This is a genomic window from Aeromonas sp. sif2416 (assembly GCF_019218665.1).
GTDB classification, from domain to species: domain Bacteria; phylum Pseudomonadota; class Gammaproteobacteria; order Enterobacterales; family Aeromonadaceae; genus Aeromonas; species Aeromonas encheleia.
The window spans coordinates 151,712-172,402 of the sequence record NZ_JAHUXC010000005.1 but is presented as its reverse complement, the minus strand read 5'-3'; the positions used below and the strand labels follow the sequence as shown (position 1 = coordinate 172,402).

Sequence of the window (20,691 nt, the reverse complement as noted above, 5' to 3'; positions counted from 1 at the left end):
ATGATCATGTGATCGTGTTCGGTCCCCGTGGTGGTGACGGCCTTCGCCCTCCCCATCACAGGTTGACCATGTTGTTGAGCTCGAGGATAGGCTGCAGGATCGACATCACGATAAACAGCACCACCCCTGCCATGGAGACCACCAGCATGGGTTCGAACACCCCGAGGGCGATGTTCACCTGGGTTTCGAACTCCCTGTCCTGGTTGTCTGCCGCCCGCTCCAGCATGCTGTCGAGCTCGCCGCTCTGCTCGCCTGAGGCGATCATGTGCAGCATCATGGGCGGAAAAATCTTGGTTTCATTCAGTGCCTTGCGCAGGCTGGTACCCTCACGCACCCGCTCGGTCGCCTCGCCGATCCGGTTGCGGGCGAAGTCGTTGGAGAGCACCTCGCCGGCGATCTTCATCCCCTCCAGCAGCGGCACCGCGCTGGCGTTGAGGATGCTTAAGGTGCGGGCGAAGCGGGCGGTGTTGAGGCCGCGGCTGACCCGGCCTATCACCGGCAGGCGCAGCAACACCCCGTGCCAGTGGCGGCGCCGGGTCTCATCGCTGAGCCACCAGCGCCAGACAAAGCCACCGATAAACAGCAGCAGCAGGAACCAGAGCCCGTAGTGCTGCATCAACTCGCTGGTACCGATGAGGAAGCGGGTGGTCGCCGGCAGTTGCTGGCCCATGTGCTCGAACTGGGCCACCACCTTGGGCACCACGGCGGTGAGCAGTATGGAGATGACCCCCACCGCCACCAGGGTGAGCACTATGGGGTAGATCATCGCCTGCAGCAGCTTGGTGCGCATATGCTGGCGCTGCTCGGTGTAATCGGCGAGCCGGTTCAGCACCTTCTCCAGGTGCCCGGACTTCTCCCCGGCCGCCACCATGGAGCGAAACAGCTGATCGAAAACATGGGGGAAGGCACCAAGGGAGTCGGCAAGGGAGTAGCCCTCCACCACCTTGCTGCGCACCGTCGCCACCAGGCTGCGCAAATGAGCCTTCTCGCACTGCTCGGCCACCGCCCGCAGCGCCTCCTCTATGGTGAGGCCGGCTCCCACCAGGGTCGCCAGCTGGCGGGTGATCAGCGCCAGCTCGGAGGTGGACGCCCCGCGCCGGAACAGCACGAAGCGATTCGCCTCCCGCTTCGCCTTCTCGGTGGTCTCGTTCACCTCGAGCGGGGTCAGTCCCTGCTCGCGCAGCAGCTGGCGTATCTGGCGGGCGGAGTCACCCTCCATCACCCCGGATTTTTGTCTGCCCCGGCCGTCGAGGGCCTTGTATTCAAATGCTGCCAATCCTGTTGCTCTCCTGCGCTGGCGCCGTGATGCTATTCAAATGCCGATGTGCCGGTCAATCTTGCCGGGTCACGCGCAGCACCTCTTCCTGGATTTGGCTCTGCCCCTTGGGCAGCTTGCCTGTGCCGGACGAGATCAATCTTCCCGGGTCACCCGCAATACCTCTTCCAGGCTGGTCTGGCCCAGCAGCACCTTGTCGATGCCATCGCGGCGGATGCTGGGGGTATGGCCCCGGATCAGGCGCTCGATGACCAGCTCGCCGCTGGCACCGTGGATCGCCTCGCGCACTGTGTCATCGATCACCACCAGCTCATGGATGCCGGTCCGGCCACGATAGCCGGTATGGTTGCACTGCTCGCAGCCGACCGGGCGCCACATCAGCTGATCCGGCGCCAGCTCGATGCCCATGGCGAGCCGCTCCTGCTCGGTGATGGGGTGCTGGGTGCGGCAATCCGGGCAGAGGGTGCGCACCAGCCGCTGGGCCAGCACCGCCAGCAGCGAGGAGGAGAGCAGGAAGGACTCGATCCCCATGTCCCGCATCCGGGTGATGGCACCGATGGCGGTGTTGGTGTGCAGGGTCGACATCACCAGGTGACCGGTCAGCGACGCCTGCACCGCTATCTGAGCGGTCTCCAGATCGCGGATCTCCCCCACCATTACCACGTCGGGATCCTGACGCAGGATGGCGCGCAGGCCGCGGGCGAAGGTCATGTCGACCTTGCTGTTGACCTGGGTCTGGCCGACCCCCTCCAGGTCATATTCGATGGGATCTTCCACCGTCAGAATGTTGCGGTCCCGCGAGTTGATCTCGGACAGCGCCGCGTAGAGGGTGGTGGACTTGCCAGAGCCGGTCGGGCCTGTCACCAGGATGATGCCGTGGGGCTTGCGGATGAGCTCGCTGATGATCTTGCGATTGGCCAGCGTCATGCCGAGCTGCTTGAGCTCGAGCCGCACGTTGTTCTTGTCGAGCAGACGCAGCACCACCCGCTCGCCATAGCTCGACGGCATGGTCGAGACCCGCACGTCCACCGCCCGGCCGCCGATGCGCAGGGAGATGCGCCCATCCTGGGGCACCCGCTTCTCGGCTATGTCCATGCGGGACATGACCTTGATGCGCGACACCAGCAGGGAGGCGAGCTTGCGATGGGGCCGCAGGATTTCCCGCAGCACCCCATCGATGCGGAACCGGATGACCAGCACCCGCTCGAAGGTCTCGATGTGGATGTCGGATGCCTCCTCCTTGATCGCCTCGCTCAACATGGCGTTGATGAGACGGATGATGGGGGCATCGTCGTCGGCGTCAAGCAGATCCTCGCTCTGGGGCAACTCCTCCGCCAGGGCGAAGAAGTCCATCTCGTTGCCGAGATCCTCCATCAGCTGGCGTGCCTCGGAGGAGTCACGCTGGTAGTGGGCAGTCAGCAGATCTTCGAATTCGTCGCTGCCCAGCTGCTCCACCGCGAAGTTGCATCCCGCCACGCGCCGCACCTCCAGCAGGGTCTGCGGCGCGACGCCCTGACGACAGAACAGCAGGGGGGCGCCCTGCCGCTCGGTCAGGATCACCCCGAAGTTGCGGGCGAAGGCAAAAGGCAGCTCGGGCAGCGCCGCCGGCAAGTCGGATCCATCGAGTTGGTAGGCCGCCATCAGGGCTGTCCCTGCACGAAGGGTTGCCCCTGGGCCGGCGCCTGTTGCACCTGGGAATGCGCCCCGGTGGCGGTCGCCTGCTGCTGGGCCTTCATCAGCTCAATCTGCTTTTGCACCTCGGGGGAGAGCATCACGTCCTGACCATAGGCGGGCAGCACCTGGCGGGCCGGCGAGGTGGCATAGCCCTCCTCGGCCGCCAGGTTCAGCTGCTCGGCGCGGAACAGGGTGTACTTGTTGCTGGAGACGCCGGAGTAAACGTTGGCATCCCGCAAGATGGTCGGTCGGATAAACACCATCAGGTTGCGCTTGGCGGTGGTGTTGGAGGTGGAGCGGAACAGGTAGCCCAGCACCGGGATGTCGCCGAGCAGCGGGACCTTGGAAACCTGCTCCTTGGTCTGCTCATCCATCAGGCCGCCCAGCACCACAGTCTCGCCACTCTTGACCAGCACCGCGTTCTTGACGGTACGGGTATCGAAGGTCGGACCCAGGTTGGCAGTTCCGGCCGCCTGGGCCTGGGCCACGCTGGAGACCTCTTGCTCTATGTTGAGCAAGACGGAGTCCCCTTCGTTGATCTGGGGCGTCACCACCAGCTTGGTCCCCACCGTCTTGCGCTCTATGGTGTTGAACACCTGATCGCTGGTGGTGGAACTCTGGGAGCCACTCTGCACCGGCACTTCCTGGCCGACGTTGAAGGAGGCTTCGTGGTTGTCCATGGTGACTATGCTCGGGGTCGAGAGGATGTCGTTCTTGGTGTTGGTCGACAGCGCCGTCACCAGCATGGCCCAGTCGCCCTTGTAGAAGCCGGCGGCCATGCCGCTGAAGCTGCCAAGCAGGTTTTCGAGCCCCTCGGTGTTGCCGTTATCCTTGTAGTCCTTGCCCGCGATGATGGCCGGCCCGATCGGCAGACCGGTATTGGTGAACTGGGTGCCGCCGCCGTTGGCATTGGCCCACTGCACCCCGAGGTTCAGGCCGTCGCCGTCCTGGATCTCGACGATGATCGCCTCCACCAGCACCTGGGCACGGCGGATGTCGAGCTTGGCGATGACCTGCTCCAGCTCGGCCATCACGTCCGGCTGGGCGGTGATCACCAACGCATTGGTGGTCTCGTCGGCGGAGATGGCCAGCTGGCCGCCACCTATGCTGGCGCCGCCGGCAGCCGCCGCCGCCCCACCGCCCTTCTTGTCGGCCGCGATGCTGGAGCTGACCCCCTTGAGCACATCCACCAGATCCTTGGCCTTGCCATATTTCAGGTAGAAGACCCGGGTGTTGCCCTGGCTCTGCAGATCCTTGTCGAGCTGACGCACCATCTGGATGATGCGGGCCCGCGCCTTGGGCTCACCGCTGATCACCACCGAGTTGGTGCGCTCGTCCGCCACCACCTTGGGAGAGAGCAGTATGGAGGCGTTGGCCCCCTGGTTGTTGCCATCCTTGTTGAGGTTGGTCACCAGCCGCACCATCTCGCCGGCCGAGGCATATCTCAGCTTGATGACGTCCATGTCCTGATCCCCCGCCCGGTCTACCCGGCGCACGACCTCGACCAGACGATTCACCACGGCGGCACGGCCGGTGATCAGCAGCACGTTGGAGGGCTCGTAGTGCACCACGTTGCCGCCGCCGGCGTTGTCGTTGAGTTGGCGCAACAGGGGCGCCAGTTCGCGCACCGAGACGTTGCGCACCGGCACTACCCGGGTCACCATCTCGTCACCCACGCCAGGGTTGCTGTCGTCCACCACCGGGATGGAGGAGGTCTTGGCATCCTTGGAGCGCACCACCTTGAGCACTCCGTTGTTCATGGGCACCACGGCGAAGCCATAGACGTCGAGCACGCTCAGGAAGAACTGGTAGTACTGATCCTCATTGAGCAGATCGTAACTGCGGACATTGATCTTGCCGCGCACCGAGGGCTCGATGATGATGGTCTTGTTCAGGTTCTTGCCGACCGTGTTGATGAACTCTTCGATATCGGCATTCTTGAAACTGGCGGCATACTCGGTGGCCCAGGCGGAGCCTGCCATCATCAAGGCCGCCGCAACCGTGGCCAGACGCCAGCCTTTCCCTTTATTTATCATTCTTGGTGCTACTCCAATTCATTATTCTGACAAGCCGACATACACATCGTAGAGCTGTCCTTGCCGTTCGACGGTGACGGTCATTTCCGTGGCGCCAGCCACTTGCTGCATAGCCTGCATGGCCTGTGCGTTATCCCGCAGATCCAGGCCATTGATGCTGACCGCCAGATCGTTGGCGACCAGTCCGAGTTGAGTGAACAGTTCAGGTTTGCTGCCCGGGTTGAGGCGATAGCCGACCATGCGGCCATCGACCCGGACCGGGGAGATATTGAGATAATCGGTGATCTTGCCAGGGTTGCTCATCAATTCGCTGCGCACCGAGGAGAGCTGACCAGCCTGGCGCGCCACCTTGGGCAGCGGTTTGCCGTACTCCTCGCCATCCAGCATCAGGGTCTCGTCACGGCCATCGCGGGCGATGATGACCCGATCGGCAAATACCTGCCGGATCTTGGCCTGGGTACCGTCGATGTAATCGCCGATGCCATAGGAGTTTTGCAGGCCGTTGTGGGCGATGATGGCGATGGATTTGGTGGAGTCAGAGCTCGCCAATACCCCGTTGAGCTGGGCGTTGAGCTGGGTCTTGGGGGCATCCGCCGCGACGGCCGCGGCCACATCGGCCGCCTGGGCCTGCTGCGGCGCCTTGCCAAACAGGGAGAGCCGGCTGACATTGCTGAGATCGAGGCGGGAGGCTTCGCCTCCCTGACCGGCCACGACCGATGGCTGCCAGGCGGGATTACGCGAGCTCTGGGTCAGATCGAACAGACGCCAGGTGAGGCCGGCACACTGATGGGCCAACAGCAGCAGCAGCAACCAGAACAGCGGTTGGCTGAAACGGGAGAGTGGCACGCGGTTGCAACGAGCCAGAAGGGTACTGAATAAATCACCCCTGAACGGTAGCGTCATGTTTCTCAAAATATTCTGGCATCCATATCGATTGGCTATTGTGTACGGCAATGGACCCAGAGACAACCGACCGGATGGGATGACGCGGTGAAAATCCAGATCCCGTCACACCCTGTCCCCCTGTTTCTATCCAGGGGCCTGCCTCTGGTATAATCAAGCTCCCCTTTCAGCCATCCCGGAGTCGATTCATGGCGAATCCAGCAGAAAGCACAATCCAGGTCCGTCTCGACAAATGGTTGTGGGCCGCGCGTTTCTACAAGACCCGCAGCCTGGCCCGGGACCAGATAGATGGCGGCAAGGTGCATTATAACGGCCAGCGCAGCAAGCCGGGGAAGATAGTCGAAACCGGCGCCCTCATCCGCTTCTGGCAAGGCCAGGACGAGCGGGAAGTCAGAGTGCTGCAAGTCAGCGAGCAGCGCAAGTCGGCCCCCCTCGCCCAGCAGCTCTATGAAGAGACCGAGGAGAGCCTGAAGAAACGGGCCCAGAACAGCGAGGCGCGGCGTTTCAACAGCCAGTTTGCCCCAAGCCCCGAGCGTCGTCCCGACAAGCAGGAACGGCGCCAGCTGCTCAAGGTCAAACAATATTAGTCCACCTTGATGGCCCTTTTATGACGCCAGGCGGCTAGATAAGTTCCTAACCGCCTGTTTAACAAAATATTTATCAATTTACACCACCGAAGACCCTAGGAATGCATGATGAGTAACCAAGATCTCCTGTATCGCTATCTGTTCGAAGAGTACGAAGTGCGTGGGGAGCTGGTCCAGCTGGACAGCACCTACCGCCACATCGTGGAAGCCCAGAACTACCCGGTGCAGGTGCAAAAGTTGTTGGGTGAACTGCTGGTCGCCACCAGCCTGCTGACCGCCACCCTCAAGTTTGAAGGCTCCATCACGGTGCAGTTGCAAGGGGACGGTCCGGTTCGCCTGGCGGTGATCAACGGCGATCACAACCAGCAGTTGCGTGGCGTCGCCCGCTACGAAGGCGACCTGCCGAGCGATGGCAAGCTGCAGAGCCTGATCGGCAACGGCCAGCTGGTGATCACCATCAGCCCGGAGCAGGGCGAGCGCTATCAGGGCATCATCGCCCTCGAATCCGACACCCTGGCCGGCTGCCTTGAGCAGTACTTCGCCCAGTCCGAGCAACTCGCCACCCGGCTCTGGATCCGCACCGGTCATCATGAGGGGAGCCCCCGCGCCGCCGGCATCCTGCTGCAGGAGCTGCCGGCCCAGAGCGAGGATCACAGCGCCGACTTCGATCATCTAATCCAGCTCACCAGCACCATCAAGGACGCAGAGCTGTTTGGCCTGGAGGCCGAGGAGATCCTCTACCGCCTCTATCACCAGGACAAGGTGCGGGTGTTCGATCCCCAGGCGATCGAGTTCCGCTGCACCTGCTCCCGCGCCCGCTGCGAAGGGGCCCTGCTGCAGATAGAGAAGGAGGAAGCGCTGGCCATGGTGCAGGAGCTCGGCAAGATCGACATGCACTGCGACTATTGCGGCGCAGAGTACCAATTCGATGGGATCGACATCGAAACCCTGTTCAGCAGGGCTCCCGATAATGATGCAAACAAGTTACACTAAATGAAGGCGGGTCAAACCCGCCTTTAACTTAAATAACAAAAAAATACCCTATTTTATAAAGTTTGATGGCGATCGCTAAAATCTACCACCTAGGTGGTAGCATGAAAGCCAGATAGAACCCTACAAACCTCTGAACCCAGGAGAACATAATGACTATCGTGGCAGAACCCACCCTGGCCCAACAATTACAACTAGACCAGTACGGCATCAAAAACAGCCAAGAAATCGTTCGCAACCCCTCCTATGAGCAGCTTTTCGCAGAAGAGACCCGCCCAGACCTGGAAGGATTCGAGCGAGGTGTCGTCACCGAGCTGGGCGCAGTCAATGTCAACACCGGCATCTTTACCGGACGTTCCCCAAAAGATAAATATATCGTCAAGGACGCCACTACCCAGAACACTGTATGGTGGTCTGACCAGGGTAAAAACGATAACAAGGCACTGAGCCCGGAAGTCTGGTCACATCTAAAATCCCTGGTGACCAAACAGCTCTCCGGCAAGCGTCTGTTCGTAGTGGATGGCTACTGTGGCGCCAACCCGGATACCCGCCTGGCGGTACGCATCATCACCGAGGTGGCCTGGCAGGCTCACTTCGTCAAGAACATGTTCATTCGCCCGAGCGAGGAAGAACTCAAGACCTTCAAGCCGGACTTCGTGGTGATGAACGGTGCCAAGTGCACCAACCCGAACTGGCAGGAGCAGGGGCTCAACTCCGAGAACTTCGTCGCCTTCAATCTGACCGAGAAGATCCAGCTCATCGGCGGCACCTGGTACGGTGGCGAGATGAAGAAGGGGATGTTCTCCATGATGAACTACTTCCTGCCCCTGCGCGGCATGGCCTCCATGCACTGCTCCGCCAACGTGGGTCAGGACGGCGACGTGGCCATCTTCTTCGGCCTGTCCGGCACCGGTAAGACCACCCTTTCCACCGATCCCAAGCGCCAGCTGATCGGCGATGACGAGCACGGCTGGGACGATGACGGCGTGTTCAACTTCGAAGGCGGCTGCTACGCCAAGACCATCAAGCTCTCCAAGGAAGCCGAACCGGACATCTACAACGCCATCCGTCGCGATGCGTTGCTGGAGAACGTGACCGTGGCCGCCGATGGCACCATCGACTTCAACGACGGCTCCCGCACCGAGAACACCCGGGTCTCCTACCCCATCTATCACATCGAGAACATCGTCAAGCCGGTCTCCAAGGCGGGTCATGCCACCAAGGTGATCTTCCTGACCGCCGATGCCTTCGGGGTGCTGCCCCCGGTCGCCAAGCTGACCAAGGAGCAGACCAAGTATCACTTCCTGTCCGGCTTCACCGCCAAGCTGGCCGGTACCGAGCGCGGCATCACCGAGCCGACCCCGACCTTCTCCTCCTGCTTCGGCGCAGCCTTCCTCAGCCTGCACCCGACCAAGTACGGCCAGGAGCTGGTGAAACGGATGGAAGCCGCCGGCGCCGAGGCCTACCTGGTCAACACCGGCTGGAACGGCACCGGCAAACGGATCTCCATCAAGGATACCCGTGCCATCATCGACGCCATCCTGGATGGCTCCATCGAGAAGGCGCAGACCAAGACCCTGCCGATCTTCAATCTGGAAGTGCCGACCGCACTGCACGATGTGAACCCGGCCATCCTAGACCCGCGCGACACTTACGCCGACCAGGCCGAGTGGGACGCCAAGGCGGTCGATCTGGCCGAGCGTTTCATCAAGAACTTCGAGCGTTTCACCGACACCGAAGAGGGCAAACGCCTGGTCGCCGCGGGCCCGCAGCTGTAACGCCAGCGCCCCTCGGTTACTGTCATCCCATACCGGTCAACCTCGTTGGCCGGTATTTTTTTGACCAATACCCGACCTTTGGCCCCTGCCATGCCTTGCCTTGCCGACGGTTGCGCGTTAGATTCAGCCAACTGTATACAATATACAATTTTGTAACGACGCCCTGTGACCCGAGCATGAACCCACCCTATCAGACCCGCACCCAGATGGTGATGGAGAACCTCCGCGGCCGGATCCTGCGCGGTGAATTTCCCGCCGGCGCCCCGCTGCGCCAGGACGCCATCGCCAAGGAGCTGGCGGTGAGCCGCATTCCGGTGCGGGAGGCGCTGATGCAGTTGGAGGCGCAGGGGCTGGTGAAATTCGAGGCCCATCGCGGCGCCGTGGTCACCATGCTGGAGGCCTCGGCCATCGAAGAGCTCTTTTATTTGCGAGCCCTGCTGGAAGCCGATACCCTGTTCCACGCCGTCGACATGATGACGGAGGAGACCTTCGCCCAGGCACAAGCCATCCTGGCCCAGTTTGATCAGGCACTCGAATCGGGCACCCAGATAGAACACTGGGCCGAGTTGAACCACCGTTTTCACGCCACCCTCTATCAGGCCGCCAATCGCCCCCGGGCACTGGAGCTGATCGCCCAGATCAATCTGAGCTGCGATCGCTATGTGCGCTTCGAGCTGCTGTTTGCTCAGGGCGGCATAGACAAGGCCGAACGCGAACACGCCAAGCTGCTGGAGCTGTGCCGCGCCCGTCGCAAGCACGAAGCCGTGGTACTGCTCAAGCAACACATCGAGGCGGCAGGCCAGTCGGTCAAGCAGATCCTGGCCAACGGCCACCACCAGTGAACACTCACCTCACCACAATCTGGCATTAACGACATGAACCATTTCGAGATTATTGAAACCCGCGTCGCCCAGGTCAGGACCACTCTGGCCACGTTGGAGCTGGACGCCTTCATCGTCCCCCACGACGACGAGCACCTGGGGGAGTACATCCCCGCCTACGCCGAACGTCTGGACTGGATCACGGGTTTCAACGGCTCCGCCGGGCTCGCCATCATCATGGCGCAGCGGGCGGCCCTGTTCATCGACGGTCGTTATACGGTGCAGGCCCGCCTGCAGGCACCGGCCGAGCTGTTTGAGTTTCTTCACCTGAACGAAGATCCCCATGTGCAGTGGCTGGCAGAGCAGTTGCCGTCCGGCGCCCGGGTCGGCTTCGACGCCCGGCTGCACAGCCTGGCCTGGTACCAGAACGCCAAGGCGCTACTGAGCGAGCGCGGCATCGCGCTGGTACGGGTCGAGGAGAACCTCATCGATCTGCACTGGGCCGATCGCCCCGCCCCGACCAAGACCCCGGTCATCCTCTACAGCGAGGAGTTGGCGGGCCAGTCGAGCCAGGCCAAGCGGGAGCTGCTGGCGAGCGATCTGCGCAAGCCCGGCCTGGATGCGGTGCTGCTGACCCAGGCCGAGCCCATCAACTGGCTGCTCAACCTGCGCGGCCGCGACGTGGAGCGTCTGCCGGTGGTGCTCGGCTTTGCCGTGCTCTACGCCAACACCAGCATGGATTTCTTCGTCGACACCGACAAGATCGACTGCGTCGCCTTCTCCCGCCACGTGGGACAGGATGTCTCCGTCTATCCCATCGACAAGCTGGGTGACGTGCTGCAGCGCATCGGGGAAGATCAGCAGAAGGTGCTGGCCGATCCGAACACCGCCAACGCCTGGACCCAGCTCACCATGGAAGAGGCGGGCGCCATCCTGGTGGCCGGTCAGGATCCGACCATGCTGCCCAAGGCGTGCAAGAACGAGGTGGAGCTGGCTGGCATGCAGCGCGCCCACCTGCGCGATGGCGTCGCCGTCACCCGCTTCCTCGCCTGGCTGGATCGCCTGATCGCCGCCGGCGAGTTCGAGGGAGTGGATGAGGGCACCCTGGCCGATCGGCTGGAAGCCTTCCGCCGCGAGCAGGATCACTATGTGGAGCCGAGCTTCGACACCATCTCCGCGCTCGGCCCCAACGCCGCCATGTGCCATTACCGTCACACCAATGGCGTGCCGCGCGCCTTCGGCCAGGACAGCATCTATCTGGTGGACTCCGGTGCTCAGTATCTGGACGGCACCACCGACATCACCCGCACCCTCAAGGTGGGTGAGGTAACAGATGAGCACAAGGCCATGTTCACCCGGGTGCTGCAGGGTCACATCGCCCTGGATCAGGCCCGCTTCCCCCGCGGCACCGCCGGCATCCAGCTCGACGTGCTGGCCCGCATGCCGCTGTGGCAGGCCGGTTACAACTACGACCACGGCACAGGTCACGGCGTCGGCCACTTCCTGAGCGTGCACGAAGGCCCGCAGCGCATCGCCCCCAAGGGCAGCCTGGTGCCGTTGCAGCCGGGCATGGTGCTCTCCAACGAGCCGGGCTACTACCGGGAGAATGCGTTCGGCATTCGCTGTGAGAACCTGGTGGTGGTGACCGAGCAGGAGCAGATCGGTGAGTTGCCGATGCTCGGCTTCGAGCGGCTGACCTATGTGCCGTTCGATACGCGTCTCATCGATCGCAGCCTGTTGAGCCCGACCGAGTTCCGCTGGATCAACGACTACCATATGGAAGTCTTCCGCCGCCTGAGCCCGCTGCTGGACGGCGAGGATCTCGCCTGGCTGGAGCAGGCAACCAGCCTCATCTAATCGCAGACAATCGAGTTGTCTGACGACACAGGGCCCAAGGGCCCTGTTTTTTTGCCTCCGGCTTTGACCTGTATCAACACCCGTTGCGAGCAGGTCGGGACAATGGCAGCCATGAACTCCAATCAACCAGGCACTCGTCGCAGTGCCGGTGCCAGCCAGGCACCCGAGCATCCCAGGCTCAGGCGGGAGCAGTTGACGGTCAGCGCCATGATCCGCCTCTACTGCCACCATCACCACCAAGACAGCGACTGCCGGCACTGCCAGCAGTTGCAGGAATTCGCCCACCAGCGCCTGCGGCGCTGCCGTTATGGTCACGGCCACAAACCGACCTGCGCCAAGTGCGACATCCACTGTTATGCCCCCGCCATGCGCAAGCAGATCCAGCTGATCATGAAGTGGAGCGGTCCTCGCATGCTGTGGCATCACCCCTGGCTCGCCCTGCGCCATCTGCTGGACAGTCGCCGCAAGGCCCCCAGACGCCCCTACGGCAGGCCGCTGCCGCCCTGATCCCTCGATGCCGTCCGCCAGATCGCTTGCATCGTGCGAACGGGCTCACTACCCTGTGGCTCTTTTGACTGCCGAACGGCAGCGCGTACCGGATCCCAGGAGCCAAGATGCACCAGCCCCCCGTTTTGAGAGTGGCCCGCCACACCGACATGCACGCCATCTGGCAGCTCGATGTCAGCGTCTTCGGGGAGGATGTCTATCCCGGCTTCTTCTTCCGCCAGGCCATGGATCTGTGGCCCGAGCTGCTGCTGGTGGCGGAACTGGATGGCAGGCTGCTTGGCTATGCCCTGGGCGGCCTGGGGCAGGATAGCTCGCAAGGCTGGCTGCTCTCCCTGGCCGTGCTGCCGGAGGCGCGCGGTTTTGGCCTGGCCGAACGCATGATGCTGCGGGTCGAGCAGGCGCTGGCAGGGCTGCGGGTCGAGCGGGTCAGGCTGACCGTCGACCCGGTCAATCCGGCCCAGCGCCTCTACTTTCGCCTCGGCTATGTGCAGCTGAGCGAGGAGCGGGACTACTTTGGCCCGGGCGAGGATCGCCTGCTGCTGGAAAAGCGGCTGGGCTGATCCCCGGCCGGGCTGGGACGGTCCCGAAATCACATAATTGGTTACACTTTGCGGGTTTCATGCGCAATCCGGTTGGCGTAAAGTCAGATCCAACAACCAGATTAACCAGATGCCCGCCCAGGAGGCTCATCATGTTGAAAAGCATTACTCTCGTTACCCTGCTGGCCGCGACCACCGCCATCACCGGCTGTGCCAACAGCGACGTCTACTCCGGCGACGTCTACACCAAGGATCGCGCCAAACAGGTGCAGACCGTCAGCTACGGCACCATCCTCTCCACCCGCCCGGTCAAGATCCAGGCAGACGAGAACTCCCTGCTCGGCACCCTGGGTGGCGCCGTGGTCGGTGGCCTGCTCGGCAGCACCATAGGCGGAGGCCGGGGCAGTGACATCGCCGCCGCCGGGGGTGCCATCGCCGGTGCCGCCGCCGGCAAGGCCGCCGGTGACAAGCTCAATCAGGTCGACGGGGTCGAACTCGAGATCAAGAAAGAGAACGGCGAATCCATAGTGGTGGTGCAAAAAGCCAGCCCGACCTTCGTACCCGGTGCCCGTGTCCGCATGACCCAGGGCAACGGCAGCATCAACGTGGCCGTGGTGAACTGACCGCCGGCTACCGTTCGAGCACAAAAAAGGTGAGCCCAGGCTCACCTTTTTACTATCTGTTTTTTGCTATCTGACTATGGCCTCAATGGCCCAGATGCAGCCAGGCCGCGATGGCCAGTTGCAGCCCCACGTAATCGGCGCCGTGGAGCAGGGCCGACAGCCGTTCGCCGTCCGCCTCTTGCGCCAGCGAGGCGTGCTGGGCCAGGAACGGCGGTAGCCAGGATGGCGCCACCGCCAGGGTCGCCGCCGCCTCGCTCAGCAGGGTCACTCCCTGCAAGATACCCGCCAGTGCCTGCTGCCGCTCGACCCCCTCAGACTCCAGCCAGAGCTGCTCATGATGCTGCCAGTGTTGCAGGCCGAGGGTGATGCAGGCCGCGGCGGCGAGACCGCCGGCATCCGGCAAGGGCTGCACAGCCAGGGGCTTGCCGAGCCCCGCCAGCCGGTAGCCCCGCTGCGCCTTGGACTGTGCCCCCAGCCTGACGCCGCCCAGCCCGGCCAGCCGCGCCGCCAGGGCGAACAGGGCGTTCGCCGTGCCGGACTTGAGCTCCAGCTCCAGCTCATCGATCTCGCTGCGCCCCAGGGAGCCGACGATCTCTCCCCGATCCCAGGCCAGTTCGATCTCGGCGCCCTCGAAGGCGATCAGCCAGTAACGGCGCACGAAGTCGGTCCTGAACTGGGCAACCAGCTGGTCCTGGATCGCGTCACGCAGCTCGAGGCTGGGCCAGATCTCCGCGGGGAAGGCGGCCAGGGTCGGCAGTGTGCCGCTCACGGGGGCATTGTATTCGGGCCTGGCATGCAGTCCGCCGACCACCTGGCCCCGGCATTTGATGGTTTGTTCAGAAAATTTATCGCTGCGGCGGATACGCAATCCCATGTCGAGTCGACGCAAATCCAGCTCGGGCGTATCGAAATAGACATTGCCGAGCTCGACCCGGGAAGATGAGATAATCTCAAGCGAATTCAGAAGGTTGGAGAGGGACTCTTGGATGTCTCTGGCGACGAAAAACTTTATCTCGATCTCAGTTTGCATAGTCATTCCGGGCTGGCAGGCAACTTTGGGGGGCATGATCCGGATCGCGAGGATATAATGCCAGCGATACGTCAGGATTAATTCACGGTTTTATTGATGGCGCAGTTCGGTTATCCTGCGCCCCTCATAAAATCGTATCGAGTGTTTTTTCACCGACACAGGTTTGGCCATGCCAGTAAATACTATTTTGGGTCTTTTTGCCAAGTCCCCCATCAAGCCGCTGCAGAAGCATATCGTCAAGGTTCACGTGTGCTGCGAGCAGCTCATTCCTTTCTTTGATGCCGTTGCCGAAGACCGCTGGGAAGATGCCGAGAAGATCCGGCAACAGATCGCCCAGCTGGAAAAAGAAGCGGATATCCTCAAACGCGAAATTCGTCTGAAACTGCCGCGCGGCCTGTTTCTGCCGGTCGCTCGTACCGATCTGCTGGAACTGCTGACTCAGCAGGACAAGATTGCCAACCGTGCCAAGGACATCTCCGGCCGCATGCTTGGTCGTCGAATGGAATTCCCCGCCGAGATGCGTGCCGATTTCATGGCCTATCTCAAACGTTGTATCGATGCGACCGCCCAAGCCGAAAAAGCCATCGGAGAACTCGATGAGCTGCTCGAAACCGGCTTTAAAGGACGTGAAGTTGAAATGGTTGCCGAGATGATCCATCAACTGGATCTTATCGAGGACGATACTGACACCATGCAGATCGGACTGCGCCAACAGCTGCAAGCCGTTGAGCAGAAATACAATCCGATCGACGTTATGTTCCTCTACAAGATCCTCGAATGGGTAGGTGACCTGGCTGATCAGGCCGAGCGCGTTGGCGCCCGTCTGGAATTGATGCTGGCTCGTTCGTAATCGACTGACTGGGTAAACACTACTAATGGACATTATCGCAAATTACGGCACCACCCTGGTGCTCGTGGCGGCCTTGTTCGGCTTTTTGATGGCCTGGGGCATAGGTGCGAACGACGTCGCCAATGCCATGGGCACATCGGTCGGCACCAAATCCCTGACCATACGTCAGGCGATCATCATCGCCATGATCTTCGAGTTTGCCGGTGCCTATCTGGCCGGTGGCGAGGTCACGGCGACGATCCGTAACGGCATCATAGATACCAATGCCTTCACCGATACCCCGGACCTGCTGGTGCTCGGCATGATTGCCTCCCTGCTGGCGGCGGGTCTCTGGTTGATCCTGGCCTCCTATTTCGGCTGGCCCGTCTCCACCACCCACTCCATCATAGGTGCCATCGTCGGCTTCGCCGTGGTGAGCGTCGGTCCGGAAGCGGTGCAATGGAGCAAGTTTGGCGGCATCGTCGGCTCCTGGATCATCACGCCGGCCATCTCCGGCATCATCGCCTACTTCATGTTCATCAGCGTGCAGAAGCTCATCTTCAACACCGATGATCCGCTGGCCAACGCCAAGCGCTACGTGCCGTTCTACATGTTCCTGACCGCGCTGGTCATCTGCCTGGTGACCATCAAGAAGGGACTGACCCACGTCGGTCTGCACCTGAGCGACGGCGAGGGTATCATGCTCTCCATCGCCATCTCGGTGGCACTCGCCATCGCGGGCTGGTTCTATATTCGCGGCCAGCAGTACAACCCGCAGGATGACAACAAGATGCACTTCGCCAACGTGGAGAAGGTCTTCGGCATCCTGATGGTGATCACCGCCTGCGCCATGGCCTTCGCCCACGGCTCCAACGACGTGGCCAACGCCATAGGCCCACTCTCCGCCGTGGTCTCCACCGTGCAGAGCGCCGGCCAGATCAGCGGCAACTCCGCCATCGCCTGGTGGATCCTGCCGCTCGGCGGCATAGGTATCGTCATCGGTCTCGCCACCATGGGTGAGAAGGTGATGGCCACCGTCGGCACCGGCATCACTCACCTGACCCCGAGCCGTGGCTTTGCCGCCCAGCTGGCCACCGCCGCCACCGTGGTGATCGCCTCGGGTACAGGTCTGCCCATCTCCACCACCCAGACGCTGGTGGGTGCCGTGATGGGGGTGGGTCTGGCCCGCGGTATCGCCGCCCTGAACCTCGGCGTGCTGCGCAACATCGTGGTCTCCTGGGTCATCACCCTGCCCGCCGGTGCCATTCTTGCCATCGTCATCTTCTACATACTGCAGGCCTGCTTCTCTTAAGGCAGGACGCAGCAAAAAGCCCGGGTCATTGACCCGGGCTTTTTTTTTACGCTCCCTCGCTGCCTCAAACGGCCGATCACGCTGCGCCAATCGACCCTACAGGGGCACTTACTCCTCGATAAAGGTCCACTCGTCGCGCACCCGGCTGATGGCATCGAGCCGGCGTTTGCCGAGCTGCTCGCGGATCTCCTCCCCCTTGAAGCCCGCCGCCACTATCTCCTTGACCGGCACCGCCTGGGCCGCGCCGAGCGCCTGCGCCACATAGTCCGGCTCGGCATAGACCCGCTCCTCGAACCCGATGCGACCGTGGAAGTCGGCGCGGCAGGTGTCCAGCAGCTGGGCGAAACGCTCGGGCCTGCGCCAGGCATCGGCCTTGTCGAACAGCTTGAGCAGGGTCGCCGGCTTGAGTTCGAACGCGATGTGGATATGGGTGTGCAGATCGCTCACCAGCAGGGCCAGATCGCGGCAGTCGTTCGGCACCCGGAATCGCTCACAGAAATCCCGGATCAGCGGCAGCCCTTTCTGGCCGTGGCCGTGATGGCTCGGCCAGAACTCGGGCGGGGTCAGCCCCTTGCCGAAGTCGTGACAGAGGGCGGCAAAGCGCACCGGCAGATCCGGGGAGCGTAGACAGGCCTGATCCAGCACCATCAGCGTGTGGATGCCGGTGTCGATCTCCGGGTGCCACTTGGCGGGCGCCGGCACGCCGAACAGGGCATCCAGCTCGGGGAACAGCGCCTTGAGGGCGCCACACTCGCGCAACACCTCGAAGAAGACCCGGGGATTCAGCCCCAGCAGCACCCTCTCCAACTCCTTCCAGACCCGCTCGGGGGTCAGGTGGGCGAGCTCACCGGCCTGGGTCATCTCCCGCATCAGGGCCAGCGTCTCGGGGGCCACCACGAAGCCCTGGGCATGGAAGCGGGCGGCGAAGCGCGCCACCCGCAGGATGCGCAGGGGATCCTCGGCAAAGGCCGGTGAGACATGGCGCAACAGCCGCGCCTCCAGATCGGCCATGCCGCCGTAGGGATCGTGCAGTTGCCCGTGCTCATCTTCGGCGATGGCGTTGATGGTGAGATCCCGGCGCAACAAGTCTTGTTCGAGCGTCACCTCCGGCGAGGCGTGGCACACGAAGCCGGTGTAACCCTGCCCCTGCTTGCGCTCGGTGCGGGCCAGGGCGTACTCCTGCTGGGTCTTGGGGTGGAGAAACACCGGGAAGTCGCGGCCGACCTGGGTGAACCCCAGCGCCAGCATCTGCGCCACAGTGGCACCCACCACCAGATGATCCCTGTCGCCCTGCGGCAAGCCCAGCAGGCGATCCCGAACCGCCCCCCCAACCAGATAAGTCTGCACGCGCAATCTCCCTCGATTAACCTGTCTCGATGATACCGCTTTTGCGCGCCGTACACGACGACCCCCTCGTCTTTCCCTCGCTAACCCGGCCCCGATCCACGGGGCGCTTTGGGTCGCCGGGTCTGATGACACCCTTATGGTATCCGGGTCTTTGACATCCCTGTGGGGAGGCTTTAACCTGCCGCCATAACAATGGAATGGATCCTTATGTACACACAGTTCTTCGGTCTGTCGGAGCCCCCGTTCTCCATCTCGCCCAACCCCAAATATCTCTACATGAGCGAACGCCATGCAGAGGCCCTCGCCCACCTCAACTACGGGTTGCAGGATGGGGGTGGCTTCGTGCTGCTCACCGGCGAGGTGGGGACTGGCAAAACCACCGTCTCCCGCTGTCTGTTGCAGCAGTTGCCCGCCGAGACCGAGATCGCCTACATCCTCAATCCATCCCTGACCGAGCGGGATCTGCTGGCGGCCATCTGCGACGAGTTCCAGTTGCCCTATGCCCAGGATGCCAGCCTCAAGCTGTTGTTCGATCTCATTCGCGATCACCTGCTGGCCAATCTGGCGGCTGGCAAGCGCAGCGTGGTGCTGGTGGATGAAGCCCAGCACCTGCTGCCCGGCGTGCTGGAGCAGTTGCGGTTGCTCACCAACCTGGAGACCGACGAGAAGAAGCTGCTGCAGGTGGTGCTCATCGGCCAGCCCGAGCTGCAGCAGATCCTGCGCCAGCCCCTGCTGCGCCAGCTGGCCCAGCGCATCACCGCCCGCTATCACCTGCTGCCGCTCTCCAGCCAGGACGTGGACGCCTATGTGCGCTTCCGGCTGCAGGTGGCCGGTTGCGTTCAGCCCATCTTTACCCCCAAGGCGATCCAGACCCTGCATCGCCTCTCCGGCGGCATCCCGCGCCTCATCAACCTCATCTGCGATCGCGCCCTGATCGCCGCCTTCGCCCGAGTCAGCCACAAGATAGTGCATGGCGACATCAGCCTGGCGGCCTATGAGGTGAGCGGCATTCGCGACGAGGGCAGCTGGCAATCCGGCCTCACGGTTGCGCTGGCGGGCGCCCTGCTGGTCGCCGCCGGCTGGTGGGGCTGGCAGCTGTTCGGCGTCTTCCCCGCCAGACCTGTGGTCAAGGTGGAGGTGCCGGTCAAGGTGGACGACACCCCGGAGCAGCAGGAGCAGCTGACCCGCGCCATCAATCAGGCACTGGAGCCGGACACCGCCATGCAGAATCTCTACAAGGTGTGGGGTTACCAAGCCGAGCTGGAGGAGGCGACCTGCGACGACGCCCCCCGTGCCGGTCTGCGCTGCCAGGAGGGCACTGCCTCGCTGGCAGAGCTGCAGGCGTTGCAGTACCCGGCCCTCATCAGCCTGACCGACGAGACGGGCGGTCTCTATTACGCCACCCTGGTCGGTCTGGGGGCTGACAAGGCCAGCCTGCTCATCGGCAATCAGAGCTGGCTGGTGGACCGGCAGTGGCTGTCCGATGCCTGGGGGGGCAGCTACACCCTGCTGTGGCGCATGCCCAAGGGCGGCGTGACCCTGATCGGCAGCAATGCCAACGCGGCCCAGGTGCAGTGGCTGGACAGCGCGCTCAACCGCGCCATGCAGCAACCGGATCGCAAGGTGAGCCGCTTCGATGCCGAGCTCAAGAACAAGCTGCAACAGTTCCAGCGCGAGCAGGGGCTGACCCCGGATGGCATCGCCGGCAGCAACACCCTGCTGCGCCTGAACGTGATGGCCGGTGAGCCCATGCCCAGACTGGAGGATCAGTCCCTGCGCGCCAGCGCACCGGTCGATCTGGATACCGTGGTCGATGAGGCCATGATCACCCTGCCAGAGGAGGCCTCCTGATGTCTACCCTGCTCAAAGCCCTGCGCCGGGCGGATCAGCCCCAGTTCACGCCCCACATGCCGCTCATGGGCCTGCCCGTGAGCCAGGAGGAGGAGCCGAACCGCCGCTGGATCTGGTGGCTGCTAGCCCCGCTGGCCCTGATCATGGGGGCCGGCGCCAACTACGGCTGGCACCTCTACCACCTCAAGCCCCTCGAGCAACAGATCGAGGTGAAGGAGGTGGTGACGCCGCCCTTCGTGCGGGTCGAGCCCAAGCCGATGATCACCCGTCCGCTGCCCCCGCCGCTGCCAGTGCCCGTGGTGCAGCCCAAGCCTGCCGCCGCGACCCCCGCGACTGCGACCGCCAACAATGGCACCCAGAGCCTGGCCGAGCGCATCATGCTGGCCCTCAACAATACCCCGCTGCAGGAAGAGCCGGCGGCGCCACAGGCCCAAGCCCAGACCCAGGCCATGCCGCTCAGCGCCCTGGACCCGGCCCTGAAACAACAGGTGCCTCCCCTGACCTATGGCGCCCACAACTTCTCCTCCGACCCGGCCAAACGGGCCGTGGTGCTCAACGGGCGGGAGCTGCGCGAGGGCAGCGAGGTCGCCCCCGGCGTGCTGCTGGTCGCCATCGCCCAGGATTACATCATCCTGCAGGTTGGCGGGCAGCATGCCAGCCTCAAGGCGCTGCAAGACTGGCGCGGTTAGCCGAGTCCATCCAACCGGCCAGCCACCCTGGCCGGTCGCTGA

The 20,691-nt window shown here is 63.0% G+C and carries 18 protein-coding genes; 12 read left to right on the top strand and 6 right to left on the bottom strand.

The genetic code is table 11. From position 1 onward, the window contains the following. Positions 1–55: 55 nt before the first annotated feature. The 4 genes from exeF to exeC all read right to left on the bottom strand — a co-directional run bounded on the left by exeF (position 56) and on the right by exeC (position 5,889). The gene (gene exeF, locus KW821_RS11845) at positions 56–1,276 is read right to left on the bottom strand and encodes a GspF family T2SS innner membrane protein variant ExeF (RefSeq protein WP_042653129.1); all 1,221 of its coding nucleotides are present in this window, start codon (positions 1,274–1,276) and stop codon (positions 56–58) included. Positions 1,277–1,411: 135 nt separating this feature from the next. Beyond that, the gene (gene exeE, locus KW821_RS11840; RefSeq protein ID WP_042653130.1) at positions 1,412–2,917 is read right to left on the bottom strand and encodes a GspE family T2SS ATPase variant ExeE; all 1,506 of its coding nucleotides are present in this window, start codon (positions 2,915–2,917) and stop codon (positions 1,412–1,414) included. Next, positions 2,917–4,986 (bottom strand): GspD family T2SS secretin variant ExeD, encoded by a 2,070-nt coding sequence (gene exeD, locus KW821_RS11835; RefSeq protein WP_218291577.1) that lies wholly within the window; start codon positions 4,984–4,986, stop codon positions 2,917–2,919. The genes exeE and exeD overlap by 1 nt, the downstream gene beginning before the upstream one ends. Positions 4,987–5,007: 21 nt before the next feature. Then, positions 5,008–5,889: a GspC family type II secretion system variant ExeC gene (gene exeC / locus KW821_RS11830; RefSeq protein WP_277994462.1), complete on the bottom strand. Its 882-nt coding sequence runs from the start codon at positions 5,887–5,889 to the stop codon at positions 5,008–5,010. A 188-nt stretch (positions 5,890–6,077) separates the two neighbouring features. Here exeC and hslR point away from each other — a divergent pair, with 188 nt between their 5' ends. The 8 genes from hslR (at position 6,078) to KW821_RS11790 (ending at position 13,591) form a co-directional block, all read left to right on the top strand. Further along, positions 6,078–6,476 carry a ribosome-associated heat shock protein Hsp15 gene (hslR, locus tag KW821_RS11825; protein WP_042653133.1) on the top strand — a complete coding sequence of 133 codons (399 nt, stop codon included), beginning with the start codon at positions 6,078–6,080 and terminating at the stop codon, positions 6,474–6,476. 108 nt (positions 6,477–6,584) lie between these two features. After that, positions 6,585–7,469, top strand: a complete 885-nt coding sequence (gene hslO / locus KW821_RS11820; protein ID WP_042653134.1) for an Hsp33 family molecular chaperone HslO — start codon at positions 6,585–6,587, stop codon at positions 7,467–7,469. Positions 7,470–7,618: 149 nt separating this feature from the next. Continuing rightward, on the top strand, positions 7,619–9,244 hold the full coding sequence (pckA, locus tag KW821_RS11815) for a phosphoenolpyruvate carboxykinase (ATP) (protein ID WP_042653135.1): 1,626 nt from the start codon (positions 7,619–7,621) through the stop codon (positions 9,242–9,244). A 176-nt stretch (positions 9,245–9,420) separates the two neighbouring features. Next, complete coding sequence (locus KW821_RS11810; RefSeq protein ID WP_042653136.1) at positions 9,421–10,086, top strand: GntR family transcriptional regulator; 666 nt, start codon at positions 9,421–9,423, stop codon at positions 10,084–10,086. A 33-nt stretch (positions 10,087–10,119) separates the two neighbouring features. Next, entirely contained in the window at positions 10,120–11,922 is a 1,803-nt protein-coding gene (locus KW821_RS11805) for an aminopeptidase P family protein (protein ID WP_218291575.1), read from the top strand. Between the two features lie 102 nt (positions 11,923–12,024). Beyond that, positions 12,025–12,429 carry a nitrous oxide-stimulated promoter family protein gene (locus tag KW821_RS11800; protein ID WP_218291574.1) on the top strand — a complete coding sequence of 135 codons (405 nt, stop codon included), beginning with the start codon at positions 12,025–12,027 and terminating at the stop codon, positions 12,427–12,429. Between the two features lie 107 nt (positions 12,430–12,536). Further along, the gene (locus KW821_RS11795; protein WP_042653139.1) at positions 12,537–12,989 is read left to right on the top strand and encodes an N-acetyltransferase; all 453 of its coding nucleotides are present in this window, start codon (positions 12,537–12,539) and stop codon (positions 12,987–12,989) included. Between the two features lie 131 nt (positions 12,990–13,120). After that, entirely contained in the window at positions 13,121–13,591 is a 471-nt protein-coding gene (locus KW821_RS11790) for a glycine zipper 2TM domain-containing protein (protein ID WP_218291573.1), read from the top strand. An 82-nt stretch (positions 13,592–13,673) separates the two neighbouring features. On the opposite strand, the gene KW821_RS11785 is transcribed toward KW821_RS11790, so the two are convergent. Then, on the bottom strand, positions 13,674–14,621 hold the full coding sequence (locus tag KW821_RS11785) for an inorganic triphosphatase (protein ID WP_218291572.1): 948 nt from the start codon (positions 14,619–14,621) through the stop codon (positions 13,674–13,676). A 169-nt stretch (positions 14,622–14,790) separates the two neighbouring features. Here KW821_RS11785 and KW821_RS11780 point away from each other — a divergent pair, with 169 nt between their 5' ends. Beyond that, complete coding sequence (locus tag KW821_RS11780) at positions 14,791–15,471, top strand: TIGR00153 family protein (protein WP_042653142.1); 681 nt, start codon at positions 14,791–14,793, stop codon at positions 15,469–15,471. Positions 15,472–15,496: 25 nt separating this feature from the next. Further along, a complete protein-coding gene (locus KW821_RS11775; protein WP_042653143.1) occupies positions 15,497–16,762 on the top strand; it encodes an inorganic phosphate transporter in 1,266 nt (421 codons plus the stop codon). A gap of 108 nt (positions 16,763–16,870) precedes the next feature. On the opposite strand, the gene KW821_RS11770 is transcribed toward KW821_RS11775, so the two are convergent. Further along, entirely contained in the window at positions 16,871–18,109 is a 1,239-nt protein-coding gene (locus KW821_RS11770; RefSeq protein WP_218291571.1) for a multifunctional CCA addition/repair protein, read from the bottom strand. 207 nt (positions 18,110–18,316) lie between these two features. Between KW821_RS11770 and KW821_RS11765 the strand changes: the two genes are divergently transcribed. Together KW821_RS11765 and exeB are read left to right on the top strand one after the other, a co-directional pair. After that, positions 18,317–19,960: an ExeA family protein gene (locus KW821_RS11765; RefSeq protein ID WP_218291570.1), complete on the top strand. Its 1,644-nt coding sequence runs from the start codon at positions 18,317–18,319 to the stop codon at positions 19,958–19,960. Next, complete coding sequence (exeB, locus tag KW821_RS11760) at positions 19,960–20,649, top strand: GspB family T2SS assembly factor variant ExeB (protein WP_218291569.1); 690 nt, start codon at positions 19,960–19,962, stop codon at positions 20,647–20,649. Before KW821_RS11765 ends, exeB begins: the two co-directional genes overlap by 1 nt. Positions 20,650–20,691: the final 42 nt, after the last annotated feature.